Genomic DNA, 13,859 nt, shown 5'->3' on the forward strand with positions numbered 1-13,859 from the left:
TCGTCCAGGGTGCTCCCTGTGAGTCGCCCCGCGCCGCTCCTTTTCCCGAAGGAGCGAGTCCGCGGGGCGGTTCCGTTTCGATCCCGGAGGCCGGCTCATCCCAGGGCGCAGGCGATCCGGTAATACGCCTCGGCCGCCTGATGGACCTGGTCCAGTTCGACCCACTCGTCGCGGGTGTGGGCTTGGGCGATGTCGCCGGGTCCGAAAACGACGCCGGGAATGCCGGCCGCGCCCAGTGGGCCGGCGTCGGTGCCGAAGGGGACGCCGATCAGCTCCGGCGCCCGTCCGGTCGCACCCTGCACGGCCTCGGAGAGCGGTCCCACCCAATCGCCGAGCTGGGTGTCGAGCGCGGGCATGCGGACCCACGGAGGATCGAACTCCACGCCGTCCAGGTTTCCCAGCCGACCGACGAGGAACTTCCGAACCTGTTCGATGCAGCCGGAAGGGGTCTCGCCGGGGATCATCCGACGGTCGATCTCGATCGTGCAGGCGTCGGGGACGATGTTGACGCTCAGCCCCCCCTCGATCCGGCCGACCGAGAGGCTGGGAGGCCCGAGGATCGGGTGCGGCGGCGTCCGGCTCAGATCGCGGGCGAGGTCGGCGAGGGCCGCGACGACGTGCGCCATGCGATAGATCGCGTTCACTCCGCGATCCGGAGTCGAGCTGTGGCAGGCCACGCCGCGGGCGCGGATCTTCCAGCGGGTCGCCCCCTTGTGGCAGTGGACGACGTTGAGCTGGGTGGGCTCGGCGACGACCGCCAGGTCGATTCCCGACTGGGTTTCCGCCAGCTTCGACGACCCCAGGTGGGTGAACTCCTCGTCGACCGTGCACGCCAGGACGACCGACGCCGAACCTTGGGGCCGCTCGCGGCAGAGCCGTTCGAAGGCCAGAAGCATGGCGGCCATGCTCGCCTTCACGTCGCAGGCTCCCCGGCCGTAGAGCTTTCCGACCTCGACCCGGGGCTCGAACGGAGGGATCGTCATTCCGTCGGTCGGCACCGTGTCTTGATGAACGTCGAACAGCACGGTCCGCCGCGCGTCGGGCGCATCGTACCGAGCCAGCAGGTTGTCGCGGCCCGGCGCGACCGGCTGTCTCTGGACGTGAAGCCCCCGGTCGCGGAACCACGATTCGAGGTAAGCGCTGAGCCGGGTTTCGAGCAGTTCGGGCCCGCTCAGCGCGCGTCCCATCGGGTTGACGCTCGGGATGGAGACGAGTTCGGACAGGAGACGAGTCAGCTCATCCACGTGCCGCGCCCTTTCAACTCAACGCAACTCAACCACATCGGGAAAACGAGAGCCGCCTCGGCGTCGAGGCCCCATGAGCCGGCGACGCCGCGACGCGGACGTTACTTCACGCGCTCGATGTACTCGCTGGTGCGGGTGTCGATGCGAATCCGCTCGCCGGGCTTGATGAACGGCGGCACCTGAACCTTCAGGCCCGTCTCCATCGTCGCTTCCTTGTACTGGTTGGTGGCCGTCGCTCCGGCGAGGGCCGGCGGAGTGTCGGACACGGTCAGGTCGACCGAGTCGGGGATCTCGATCGAGACCGGCTTGTCGTTGATGTACTTGACCAGCACCCTACTGTTGGGCAGCAGGTACTGCATCGACGTCCCGATGATTTCGGGGGAGAAATGGAGCTGGTCGTAGGTCTCGGTGTCCATGAACACATGCTCGTCGCCGGCCGAGTACAGGTATTCGTATTCCTTGGTCTCGACGTACGGGACTTCGATCTGGTCGACCGACCGCAGGCGCTTGTCGATCAGCGATCCGGAGTTCATGTTGCGAAGCTTGGTCTGCACCATCGCTCGCAGGTTGCCAGGCGTGTGGTGGGCGAAATCGACGACGACATAGTTCACGCCTTCCATCGTGATCACCATGCCACGGCGGACGTCGGTTGCTTTGATCATCATGGCTGTTTGCGTCTCTCTGTACGTCATCCGGAAGTCGTCGGCGAATCCATGCAACCGAGACCGTCCAGCGCTTGGCGAAAAACCGAACCCGCGTGTTCTGACACGCAGCCCAAATTTACTGGTCTCACGCCGTTTTGCCTAGCCCGCGTTCCACTTCCGTCGGCGATCCGACCACCCCGCCCCGCCGCGGGCCGATCGCATCTGACCTCGCCGCGAGGCTTCCCACCAGGCTCGTCGACCTTGTCCGAGAACCGCGATACTCGAAGAGTCCGAATTCCCACGTACCGAGGCTTTTGGTGACCGAAGCAAGCCAGGCCCACGACGGATCGGCCCTCGACCCCGAGCCTCCGCCCGCCCGACACGACCCTTATCAGGTGCTCCGCGACGGCAATTTCGCGCGGTTCCTCACCGCCGCGCTGCTGCTCCGGATCGGCGCCCAGATGCAGTCTATCGCGGTCGGCTGGGAAATCTACGAGCGGACGCGGTCGGCCCTGGCCCTCGGCATGGTCGGTCTGGCTCAGGTGACGCCGATCCTGCTTCTGGCGATCCCCTCGGGTCATCTCTCCGACCGTCACGACCGCAAGATGTTGTTCGTCGCCTCGAACGTCTTGATGCTCATCGCGGCGGTCGGCCTCGCGGTCGTTTCGGCGTACGAGGCGCCCGTCGATTGGATCTACGTCTTCCTGATGATCACGGGGATCGGCCAGGCGCTCAACCGTCCCATGCAGTGGGCGATCCAGCCGATGCTCGTGCCCCGCGAACTGCTGCTCTCGGCCATCACCTGGAGTTCGAGCGTCGGCCAGATCGCCTCGGTGGGAGGTCCGGCGCTTGGCGGGTTCGTCATCGCCGCGACCGCGAAGGCGACCGCGTGCTACAGCCTCAACGCGGTGTTCCTGGTCTTCGCCGTCGCGCTCAACGCGTCGCTGAGGATTCGCCCCACGGTCCGCGACGCCAGCCCGGTCACGCTCCAGACGCTGCTCGCGGGGCTCCGGTTCGTCCTCAAGACCGACCTGCTGCTGGCGACGATGACGCTCGACATGGTGGCCGTCCTCCTGGGAGGCGCGACCGCGCTCTTGCCGATTTACGCCCGCGACATCCTCAAGGTCGGGCCCGAGGGCCTGGGATGGCTCCGCGCCGCCCCTTCGGTCGGCTCGTTCGCGACCGCCCTGGCGCTTGCGCATCGCAAGCCGATCCAGCGCGCCGGTCCGGTCATCTTGTGGTCGGTCGCGGGCTTCGGCGTCGCCACGATCGTCTTCGGCCTCTCCAGAAACTTCCACGTCTCGTTGGCGGCGCTCGTGTTCTTGGGCGCCTGCGACAACGTCAGCGTCGTCGTCCGCCAGACGCTCTCCCAGATGCTCTCGCCCGACGACATGCGCGGCCGCGTCTCGGCGATCAACACGATCTTCGTCTCATCGTCGAACGAACTCGGCGAATTCGAATCAGGCGTCGTCGCGCGGCTCGTCGGCACGGTGGGCGCGGTCGTCCTCGGCGGGGTCGGAACGCTCGTCACCGTCGTCGGCATCGCCTTGATCTGGCCCAATTTACGCAAACTCGGCTCACTCCAGGACGTCGCACCCGCGAACCCCGAATCAACCGCTTGACCCACTCGAATACGAATTCGACGACTTGACGAATTTTGACGATCCGTCAATAATCCCCTCCATGGGCACTTTGACGAGAAAACAGCGGGAGATCCAGCAGCGCGAGTCGCTATTGCTCGACGTGGCCCGGACGATGCTCATGGAGCAAGGGTTCGCGGGTTTGAGCATGGACCGGCTGGCGGAGGCGACCGAGTATTCCAAGGGGACGATCTACCAGCATTTCTCGACCAAGGAGGACCTGGTCGCGGCCCTGGCGATTCAGAGCCTGACGTATCGGTCCGATTTGTTCGACCGGGCGAGCGAGTATCCGGGGCGGCCTCGCGAGCGGATGTTCGCGATCGGGGTGGCCGACGAGTTGTTCGCCCGGCTGCATCCCCAGTATTACAAAGCCGAGATGGTGATCCGGATGGCCGCCTTGCAGACTCGCGCCGACGCCGAGCGGTGCAAGCATCTCTGCGGCCAGGACCAGACCTGCATGAACCGAGTTCGCGACATCGTCGCTTCCGCGGTCGCCGCGGGAGACCTCGCGCTCGAGCGTCCTCGGACAGCGGAACAGGTCTCCTTCGCCGTGTACTCGATCGCCCTTGGCACGCACCTCGGCATGCACAATTACGGGTCCATGTTCGACGCGGCCGAACTCGGCCCTCCCGAAAGCCTAGCCCGTGACGGCGTCCAGATCTTGCTCGACGGCTTCGGATGGCGACCGCTCACCACCGAGTGGGACTACTGCAAGACCTACCACAGGCTGATCAAAGACGTCTTCGCCGACGAGTATCGGCGTCTCGAAACCCTCTGAACCCGCGCGGCCCCTGGGCTGTCGTCTTGGTGGGATTTCGCGAACAGGACCGAATCGCCCTTCCATTCCCCGACCGGAGAACGCCCTTGAGGGGTCTCGACAACATGCGAACGTATTTCGGGTTGAGCACGATGAACGGGCGGTTCGCGGCGGGTCTCGTCGCCGTCTTGGCTGGGGCCTCCTTCTCGGGATGCCAGAAGCCCCCCGCGCCGGCGGCGCCTCCTCCTCCACGGGTCGGCGTCGTCGATTCGAGGAAGATGGACGTGCCGGTCCTGGCGACGCCGAACGGCACGACGCGGGCGGCCGAGGTCGTCACCTTGCGGGCCCGGGTCCGTGGATTTCTCACGGAGCGTCATTTCGAGGAAGGCGCGACCGTCAAGAAGGGCCAGCTCCTGCTCGTGATCGAGGAGGAGCCGTACAAGATCGCCCTGGACTCGGCCCGCGCGAAGCAGGAGGAGTCGGAGGCCGCCGTCCGCAAGGCCGAGCAGTCGAAGGCGCGCGAGGTGGCCGCGTCGAAGGTCGCGCTCGACATGGCGCAGCTCAACCTCAAGCAGATCGAGGAGCAGCGGAGCCGGAAGTTGCTGGCCCGCAACGCCGGGTCGCAGGAGGAGCTTGACCGGGCCGAGGCCGACCGCAAGCAGTTCGAGGCCCAGGTCCAGGCGGACCGCGCCAACCACGACCAGGCGGTGGCCGACTACGACGTCGCCATCCTCGCGGCGAAAGCCCAACTCCAGGCGGCCAAGGCCGGGGTCCGCGACGCCGAGCTGAACCTCGGCTACTGCCGGATGACCTCACCGATCGACGGCCGCATCGGCGAGGCGCGGGTCAAGGTCGGCAACCTCGTCGGCCCGGGACAGGAAGGGGGAAGCTACACCGAGTTGGGCACCATCCAGCAGCTCGACCCGATCACCGTCGACATCCAGGTCAGCTCTCGCTATCTCGACAAGGCGTCGCGGCTCGTCCAGCAGGGCCTTCCGGCCAAGCTGACGCGTCCCGGCGTCGAGGGCGAGGAAGTCCACCCCTACATCGGCGAGTGCTACTTCATCGACAACTACATCGACGAGACCACCTCCACGTTCCTCTCGAAAGCCCGGATTCCCAATCCGCACGGGACGCTGCTGCCCGGCGAGTACGTCAAGCTCGAGATGAAAGTCGACGATCTCAAGGACGCGATCGTCGTCCCGGCCTCGGCAGTGATGGAGACCGAGGCCGGCCCGGTCGTCTACATCGTCGACAAGGACGGCAAGGTCGCGGTCCAGCGGGTCGAGGCCGGGCTGACGATGTACCAGGGGCTGCGGGTCCTGACCAAGGGGCTCGACGCGGGGGTGCCCGTGATCGTCGAGGGACTTCAGATGATCCGCCCGGGCATGCCCGTCAAGGCCGAGCCCGCGGTTCTCGCGCGGCCCGTTGAAAAAGAGGCGGTCGCCATCCTCGGCGACGAGAAGCCGATCGTCGGGGCCGCGACGGACGAGGCCTCCAAGGAAGTCGCGCCCAAGCGTCACGAGCCCTCGTCGGAGCCCGCGCCAGGCTGGCCGCGATCCACCGCGAAAAAGCCCGCCGAGGGCGCCGAGAGCCAACCCAAGTAAGCGACCGCCGCATTCTTCGTCCTGGGTCCGAACCCAACCGAGAGAGTCTCCATCCACCATGGTCAATTTCTTCATCAGCCGGCCGATCTTCGCCACCGTGCTGGCCCTACTGATGGTGATCATCGGCGGCATCTGCGCGTTCCTGCTGCCGATCGCCCAGTACCCGCCGATCGTGCCGCCTCAGGTGCAGGTCACCACGACCTATACCGGGGCCGACGCGCTCAGCGTCGCCCGCACGGTCACCACGCCGATCGAGCAGCAAATCAACGGCACCAAGGGGCTGATCTATTTCAGCTCCGACAGCACGAGCAACGGCGTCTCGAACATCGTGGCGACGTTCGACGTCGGCTACAACCAGGACATGGCGGCCGTCGACATCCAGAACAAGGTCCAGACGGCCCAGCCCCAGCTTCCTCCCGAAGTGAAGCAGTACGGCGTGACGATCAAGAAGACGTCGACCGACATGGTCTGCGTCGTCAACCTGATCTCGCCCGACGGCCGTTACGACGCGAATTTCCTCGACAACTACGGCCAGATCTACGTCTGCGACGTGCTCAAGCGCATCCCCGGCGTCAGCGACGTCATGACGTTCGGCCGCAAGTACGCGATGCGGATCTGGATCGACCCCGACCGCCTCGCCAACATGCGGATCGGCCCCTCGGAAATCATCATGGCGGTCCAGCAGGAGAACCTCCAGGCCGCCGCCGGCAAGATCGGCGGCCAGCCGGTCCCCACCGGCCAGGTCTTCGAGTTCCCGATCACCGTCAAGGGGCGGCTCTCCAAGGCCGCCGAGTTCGAGGAGATCATCGTCCGCCGCAACGACGACGGTTCGATCGTCCGCCTCAAGGACGTCGCCCGGGTCGAGCTGTCGTCAGAGAACTACGAGACCTCGGGCTACCTCGACGGCAAGCCCGCCGGCGCCATGCCGGTCTTCCAGTACGCCGACGCCAACGCCCTGAACATCGTCGAGCAGGTCCGCCACGAGATGGAGCGGCTCAAGGGGACGTTCCCCGAGGGCCTCGATTTCGCGATGGCCTACGACACGACCAAGTTCGTCGAAGAGAACATCGAGGAAGTCGAGCACACGCTGCTCGAAGCCTTCGGCCTGGTCATGATCGTCGTCTTCGTCTTCCTTCAGGGCTTCCGCGCCACGATCATCCCGATGCTGTCGATCCCGGTGTCGTTGATCGCCACGTTCGCGGCGATGGCGGCCTTCGGGTTCTCGATCAATTCGCTGACGCTCTGCGGCCTGGTGCTGGCCATCGGGCTGGTCGTCGACGACGCGATCATCGTCGTCGAGAACGTCGAGAAGTTCCTCCACCGCGGCTACCCGCCGCTCCAGGCCACGCGGGCCGCCATGGCCGAGATCACCACGCCGATCGTCACGATCACGCTGGTGCTGGCCGCGGTGTTCGTTCCGGTCGCCTTCATGCCCGGCATGACCGGCAAACTGTACAACCAGTTCGCCATGACGATCGTCTTCTCGTTCGTCTTCTCGGCCATCAACTCGCTGACCCTCAGCCCTGCCATGGCGCGGCTGTTCCTCAGGGAAAAACAGGGCGAGACCAAATTCTTCCTCTTCCGTTGGTTCAACGCCGTTCTGAGCTGGATCGAGAACTCGTACGACTCGGTCCTAGAATTCACCGCGCACCACTGGTGGACCATCGTCGTCCCCTCGGTCCTCTTGCTGGCCCTCACGAGCTGGATGCTGGTCGTGCGGCCCAAGGCGTTCATCCCCACCGAAGACCAGGGCTACCTGATCGTCGTCGTCCAGACGCCGGACGGAACGAGCCGCGAGGTCACCTCGAAGGTCGTCAAGCGGGTCGAGGCGATCGCCACGGAACTCGAAGGCGTTCAGCACGTCGTGACCCTCGACGGCATGAACGTCATGAACTCGACCAATCAGAGCAACGCCGGCGTCGTCTTCATGCCGCTCAAGCCGTGGTCCGAGCGCACCAAGCCGGAGCTTCGTGCCGGAGCCCTGGCCGGCAAGCTCCAGGGCATGCTTTTCGGTTCGATCCACGACGCCCTGGCCCTGGTGATGCAGCCCCCGCCGATTCGCGGCCTGAGTCAGACCGGCGGCCATGAAATGGTCATCGAGGACCGCGCGGCGAAGGGGCCTGAAGCCCTTCAGTTGGTCGTCGACCGGTTCCAGGATGAGGCTCGCAAGCGCCCCGAGCTGGCGGGCATCTTCACGACCTACTCGGCGCGCGTCCCCCAACTGCGGTTCGAGCTCGACCGCACCAAGGCGCGACGGCTCGACGTTCCGGTCTCCGACGTCTTCGCCGCGCTCCAGGTCAATCTCGGCGCCTTCTACATCAACGACTTCGACCTCTACGGCAAGGTCTGGAAGGTGATGATGCAGGCCGAGGGAGCGGTCCGGACCAAGGCCAGCGACATCGAAAACCTCTACGTCCTCAACCGCCAGGGCGAGCGCGTGCCGTTCAGCAGCCTGGGCGAGGTCCATTACGCGCTGGGACCAATCGACGTCCCCCACTACAACCTCTACGCCTCGGCCAAGATCAACGGCGGCCCCGCGCCGGGCTTCAGCTCGGGGCAGGCGCTCCTGGTCATGCAGGAGGTGGCCGACAAGGTCTTGCCCGAGGGATTCGGCTACGAGTGGACCGGCACCACGCTTCAGGAACAGAAGACCGGCAATCAGGCGATGTTCATCTTCGCCCTGTCGATCGTCTGCGTTTTCTTGTTCATGGCCGCGCTCTACGAGAGCTGGATCCGGCCGATGGTCATCATCCTGACCGTCCCGCTGGCCATGTTCGGCGCGATCGTCGGCCTCTGGATCTACGACATGCCGCTCGACGTCTACGGTCAGATCGGCCTCGTTATGCTGATCGGCCTTGAGACCAAGAACGCGATCCTCCTCGTCGAGTTCGCCGTCGAGCAGCGAGCCAAGCACGGCAAGAGCATCATCGAGGCCGCCAAGATCTCGTCGCGCGAGCGGCTCCGGCCGATCTTGATGACTTCGTTCGCCTTCGTCATGGGCGTGCTGCCAATGGCCCGAGCCACCGGCGCGGGCGCCTACAGCCGCAACTCGCTGGGCATCGTCATCGCCTTCGGCATCGCCGTCAGCACGGTGCTCGGCCGGTTCGTGATTCCGATCTACTACGTCCTCGGCGAACGCATCGGCGACTACCTCGCCGAGCTTCGCGGCGTCGAGCGCGAGCCCGACGCGTCGTCCCAAGACGGCGACGAAGACGTCGACGACGAACTCGATCCCTCGCCCAACGGCCAACCGGGCCACCGCACGAACTTCCCATCGCCCGAGGTGATCTGATTGCGAGCGGGTCAGCGTCCGGAGGCGACGGGCGAAGCCGTCGCCTCCAGTTCCTCCAACTCCGCCAGGGCGAGTCTGTAAAAGCTGTGCTTGGGGCCTCCGCCGTCCTTGATCCAGCGGAGGTTCATCTTCGCCTCGTCGATCCAGCCGGCGATGAGCTGATCGAGGGCGAGATCGAAGCGGACGTCGGCCATCATGCCCGGGCCGGTCGCCCGCTCGTGGAGCGCCTTCTCGTCGATCTCACGCCGCGGGAAGCTCACGACCGGGTACGGCCAATGCGTCTTATCGGCCTGCCAGTCGGCGGCGTCGAGTAGCACTTTCGCCGCGTCGTCCTGCTTCAGGCGACGCGCGCCCAGGCTCGCGGCGAGGACCGCCCGCATGGAGACGTCTCCCTTCCATCCCACCAACTCGATCGCCAGAGCCTGGGCAGCGAGTCGGGGCTTGCCATGCTCATTCGGTTGGAGAGGTGCTCACTTCCGCCGATGTGCCTTTAGGCGATTCGCCTGGACGGCGTCAAGGTCATTCGAGTGCTGGGTGGCCCAGCGACACAATGCTGTGACTGGTTCCAGATAGATCCGCCCCAATGCAGTCAAGTCGTACTCGACTTTGGGCGGTACTTCAGCGTACACAGTCCGCAGGAGGAGTCCGCCTTCCTCCAAAGCGCGGAGCGTCTGCGTCAGCATTTTCTTCGAGATGTCCGGCAGATGACGCTGTATTTCCCCGTACCGTCTCGTGCCCTGACCGAGGATGTAGAGGACGATGGGCGTCCACTTGTCCCCGATCAGGTCGAACAGGCGGCGAGACGGATAGTCCTCGTTGTAAACGGTCGTTTGGTCCATCATGGCTTCCAGTGGCGACTAGGGAACCAATAGGTTCCTACTTGCTGCTCAGTGCCTTAGCAGCAGATCATACTCCAAGGAGAAAAACCATGACCTTGACCGTTGACGTGACCTCCGACGTGATCTGTCCGTGGTGCTATGTCGGCAAGCGGCGGCTGGAGAAGGCCGTCGCCGCACTCGCCGGGCGTGGGGATGTGCGGGTGCGCTGGCATCCGTTCGAACTCAACCCCCGGATGCCCAAGGAGGGTATGAATCGCAGGGAGTACCGCACCGCCAAGTTCGGAAGCTGGGCGCGGTCGTTGGCGCTCGACTCTCAAGTAGCGGCAGTAGGCCGGACCGAGGGTATCCTGTTCGCCTTCGACAAGATCGAGCGCACGCCCAACACCTTCGACGCTCACCGCCTCATCTGGCTGGCCGACCAAGAAGGCGTGCAGGACGCCGTCGTGGAGGCGTTGTTCCGGGCGTATTTCACCGAGGGCCGGGACATCAGCCACCCCCCAACGCTGCTCGAAGTGGTCGCCGGGGCCGGCCTAGACCGGGGCCGAGCCGAAGCGATGCTGAAAGATGACGACGGGATCGAGGCTATTCGGAAAGCCGAAGAGCATGCACGGTCGTCAGGAGTGCAGGGCGTGCCGTATTTTCTCGTCAACAACAAGTTCGCGCTCCCAGGTGCGCAAGACGCATCGGCGTTCCTCGCGGCCTTCGACCGGACCGGGGCCAAGTCGCCGACCGCCGATGAGGGGAGCGTCTGCAAGATCGGCGAGGGAGGGATGCCGTCATGTTGAAGAGGAACGGACCGGCCTTGAAGGTGGTCGTGGCGGGCGGCTCGCTCGGCGGTTTATTCAACGCCATTGCCTTGCGTTCGCTCGGCTGCGAGGTCGAGGTTTTCGAGAAATCGTCTGGGCTGATGAAGGATCGGGGCGCGGGAATCGTATTCCAGCAGGAGGTCGCCGAGTTTCTGACCCGGTACGAAGTCGCCCCGCTGGAAGCCGTCGTCGTGCCCGTCCGCGCGCGCCGCTACCTAGCCGCAGACGATTCGGTGGCGCAAGAAGGGCCTATGCCCCAGGCGATGACTTCTTGGGACGTGCTCTACCGGAAACTCCGTGCCGCCTTCAGCAACGACCACTATCACGTCGGCGTCCCACTGACCGGGTTCGAGCCGGTCAATGACAAAGTGAATGTTCGGTTCGACGACGGGCGGGAAGTCACTTGCGACCTGTTAGTGGGTGCGGATGGCCCCAGTTCGACGGTACGGCGACAACTCTTGCCGGGCTTGCGGTCGGAGTATGCCGGCTACGTCGCATGGCGAGGTGTTGTGTTGGAACACCAGGCCCCCGATCTCGCCGCCGAATTCGTCGACCACTTTACCTTTTTCCAGGCCCCACACACGCACATTCTCTGTTACCTCATTCCTGGCCCGGACGGGTCACTCACGCCAGGGCGTCGGCGGCTCAATTGGGTCTGGTACTTGAACGCCGCCCTCGGCGAGGAGCTCGACCGCGTGTTGACCGACAAAGACGGGCGGCGGCGGGAGTTTTCGGTGCCGCAGGGGTTCGTCGCCCCCGACATGCTCGACTGGCTGCACCACCAGGCCCACCACACCCTGCCTCAGACCTTCCTTCGGCTGGTCAAGGCGACCGGCGATCCGTTCGTCCAAACGATCCACGACCTCGCCGTGCCGAACATGGCCTTTGGGCGGACGTGCCTGACCGGAGATGCCGCATTCGTCCCCAGGCCCCACACGGCGGCGAGTACGGCCAAGGCCGCAGCCAACACCCTCGCCCTCGCGGACTGCTTGACCGCTGCCAAAGGCGACGTGGTTGAGGCGCTGAGGCGATGGGAACCGGCCCAACTCGATCTGGGAAGACGACTCAGGCAGCTCGGTCAACGTCTTGGTGATCGGTCGCAGTTCGGAAAGGAACAGTCATGACCTTCAAGAAAGGTCGCCCCACCCCATGAAAATGGAGGTTCGGGGTGGCGCGGGTGGCCTCCGAATGGAAACCCTCATGACGCCGTGACGACCCCCCCGGCCTCATGAAAATCGGGGGCTTTTCGCCTGGCGTCACGACCGGGTCCGGTAGGGGCGCCCCTTGTGGGTGCCCGGTTCGTTTCACGTCGAGCGCTCACGCTCGGCGATCGGGCGGGCACCCACAAGGGGCGCCCCTACGGCAAACCACGGACCGGAATTTTCAGAGCAAGAGGACACCCAGCCTCATGAAAATGGGGCATCGCGGCGGCCGGGTTCGTAATGGGGCGTGCCCTCGGCGCTCAAAGCCTATTTTCAGATCAAGCAAGCCGCCGTTCTCCACATCCGAATCCAAATCCGACTCGAACGCTCCGGCGACTTTTCTTCTTGCAAATCCCTGAGCGGGAGTTGGAGATCGCTTAGAGTCTGTCTCGCAACGGGAGGGCGAGGCTCCCGCCGAGCCGGAATTCACCGCCGCGCCCGGCTCGGCGGGAGCCTCGCCCTCCCGTTATACGCGCATGTGGGACAGACTCTCAGACCGACGACTCGGCCCGTTCGCGAGCCCGGAAGGCCGGCGAGGCGATGGCCAGAAGCTTTTCGAGAGTGCGGGCCCAGCTCCGCTCCTCGTCGTAAAGCTGGGCGCGGTGTTCGTCGCCCGCATTGACCGTCGCCTCGTAAAATTCGGGGTCGTCTGCCAACCTTGCGATCGCCGCGGCGTAGGCCGAGGCGTCTTCCGGAGGGACCACGACGACGCCGTCGCCGAAGTACTCCACCGCGGGGCAGACCGACGAGGTGATCACCGGCTTCCACGCCAGGACCCCTTCGGCGACCACCTTGTTGAAACCCTCGGCGAACTCTCTGCGCGTGGGCACGATCAAGGCGAAGGCCGAGCGAAAAATCGATCCCAACTCCGGCTGCGTGACGTAGCCATGGAACCGAAAGTCGTCGGCGAGGCCGACCATCTCGCACTTCGCCTTCATATCCTCGAGCGCCCCACCGTCGCCGCACACCTCGAACAGGAGATCGTTCCTCCCCTGCTCGCGGAGTTGCCTGGCGATTTCGATCAGGTCGAACGCCCCCTTGTCGACCTCGATCCGGCCGACGAACAGAATCCGTCTCCGCTCGCCCTCGCGCGGAGCTTGCCGCGACTCGGAGTTCTCGAAGGTGCCGGGAAGGTACGTCGGCAGGAACACGCCGATGGGAAGGGCGTCGCCCGCGATCGACCGCACCTGCCGCGCGATCTCGTCGGAGACGCACATGACCCCGACGGTGCAGCGCCGGAAGAACCAGCCGTTGAGCTTCAGCGCCATCCGATGACGGAGCCCGGGCGGACGGTCGCTCGCCCACAACGTGCAATGAATCGACGGAATGACCTTCACCCCGAGGAACGCGGCCGGGAACAGGAGATACCAGGCGCCGTCGTCGGAGAGCACCATCGCCTTCGCCCGCGAGCGAAGCACCGCCAGACTCAGCCGGAGGTGATACCACAAGTTCCCGAGCCGATAGCGAATCCCGCCAGAATTCAGCCAACTCCTCGGCCAGTTCTCGATCTCAACCCGTCCCGCGGCGAACGAGCCCTCCTCCCGAAAGACCGTGACCACCGTCGCGTCGAGATCCAGCTTGCGACACACGTCGAAGAACTGGCCGGAGTACGTCATCGAGATCTGGCTCGGGTCTTGCTCGCCCCGAAGATAATGTCGATACGTCCCTATGACATTCCCCGGTCCGGCTGCATAGAAGATCCTCATCGCGACGCGACTCCTGAACGATCCCGTCTCAAGATCCCGTACCTCGTTCCAAACCAAACGACCCGGCGATTCATCGGCGCGCTCCCAGCGAAGCCCAATCATAGACCTTGCCGTGAATTCGA

The 13,859-nt window shown here is 65.1% G+C and carries 11 protein-coding genes; 6 read left to right on the top strand and 5 right to left on the bottom strand.

Features of this window, described 5'->3' with window-relative positions:
- Nucleotides 1-95: 95 nt before the first annotated feature.
- The gene (locus BSF38_RS09285; RefSeq protein ID WP_076344994.1) at nt 96-1,244 is read right to left on the bottom strand and encodes a M20 family metallopeptidase; all 1,149 of its coding nucleotides are present in this window, start codon (nt 1,242-1,244) and stop codon (nt 96-98) included.
- 101 nt (nt 1,245-1,345) lie between these two features.
- Nucleotides 1,346-1,909: an elongation factor P gene (efp, locus tag BSF38_RS09290; RefSeq protein ID WP_076344996.1), complete on the bottom strand. Its 564-nt coding sequence runs from the start codon at nt 1,907-1,909 to the stop codon at nt 1,346-1,348.
- A gap of 296 nt (nt 1,910-2,205) precedes the next feature.
- On the opposite strand from efp, the gene BSF38_RS09295 reads away from it, so the two are divergent.
- The 4 genes from BSF38_RS09295 to BSF38_RS09310 all read left to right on the top strand — a co-directional run bounded on the left by BSF38_RS09295 (nt 2,206) and on the right by BSF38_RS09310 (nt 9,184).
- Nucleotides 2,206-3,510 carry an MFS transporter gene (locus BSF38_RS09295; protein WP_076350716.1) on the top strand — a complete coding sequence of 435 codons (1,305 nt, stop codon included), beginning with the start codon at nt 2,206-2,208 and terminating at the stop codon, nt 3,508-3,510.
- Nucleotides 3,511-3,571: 61 nt separating this feature from the next.
- A complete protein-coding gene (locus BSF38_RS09300) occupies nt 3,572-4,306 on the top strand; it encodes a TetR/AcrR family transcriptional regulator (protein WP_076344998.1) in 735 nt (244 codons plus the stop codon).
- 104 nt (nt 4,307-4,410) lie between these two features.
- Nucleotides 4,411-5,892 (top strand): efflux RND transporter periplasmic adaptor subunit, encoded by a 1,482-nt coding sequence (locus BSF38_RS09305; RefSeq protein WP_076345000.1) that lies wholly within the window; start codon nt 4,411-4,413, stop codon nt 5,890-5,892.
- A gap of 58 nt (nt 5,893-5,950) precedes the next feature.
- Nucleotides 5,951-9,184, top strand: coding sequence for an efflux RND transporter permease subunit (locus BSF38_RS09310; RefSeq protein WP_083712822.1), 3,234 nt, complete (start codon nt 5,951-5,953; stop codon nt 9,182-9,184).
- Between the two features lie 11 nt (nt 9,185-9,195).
- On the opposite strand, the gene BSF38_RS09315 is transcribed toward BSF38_RS09310, so the two are convergent.
- Both BSF38_RS09315 and BSF38_RS09320 read right to left on the bottom strand, forming a co-directional pair.
- Nucleotides 9,196-9,564: a hypothetical protein gene (locus BSF38_RS09315; RefSeq protein ID WP_076345002.1), complete on the bottom strand. Its 369-nt coding sequence runs from the start codon at nt 9,562-9,564 to the stop codon at nt 9,196-9,198.
- A 90-nt stretch (nt 9,565-9,654) separates the two neighbouring features.
- A complete protein-coding gene (locus BSF38_RS09320; protein ID WP_099092080.1) occupies nt 9,655-10,023 on the bottom strand; it encodes a winged helix-turn-helix transcriptional regulator in 369 nt (122 codons plus the stop codon).
- An 89-nt stretch (nt 10,024-10,112) separates the two neighbouring features.
- Here BSF38_RS09320 and BSF38_RS09325 point away from each other — a divergent pair, with 89 nt between their 5' ends.
- Both BSF38_RS09325 and BSF38_RS09330 read left to right on the top strand, forming a co-directional pair.
- A complete protein-coding gene (locus tag BSF38_RS09325; protein WP_076345006.1) occupies nt 10,113-10,808 on the top strand; it encodes a DsbA family oxidoreductase in 696 nt (231 codons plus the stop codon).
- A complete protein-coding gene (locus BSF38_RS09330; RefSeq protein ID WP_076345008.1) occupies nt 10,802-11,953 on the top strand; it encodes an FAD binding domain-containing protein in 1,152 nt (383 codons plus the stop codon). Before BSF38_RS09325 ends, BSF38_RS09330 begins: the two co-directional genes overlap by 7 nt.
- 569 nt (nt 11,954-12,522) lie before the next feature.
- On the opposite strand, the gene BSF38_RS09335 is transcribed toward BSF38_RS09330, so the two are convergent.
- Nucleotides 12,523-13,737 carry a glycosyltransferase family 4 protein gene (locus tag BSF38_RS09335; protein ID WP_076350717.1) on the bottom strand — a complete coding sequence of 405 codons (1,215 nt, stop codon included), beginning with the start codon at nt 13,735-13,737 and terminating at the stop codon, nt 12,523-12,525.
- Nucleotides 13,738-13,859 lie beyond the last annotated feature (122 nt).

Source organism: Paludisphaera borealis, from assembly GCF_001956985.1.
Classification (GTDB): Bacteria; Planctomycetota; Planctomycetia; order Isosphaerales; family Isosphaeraceae; genus Paludisphaera; species Paludisphaera borealis.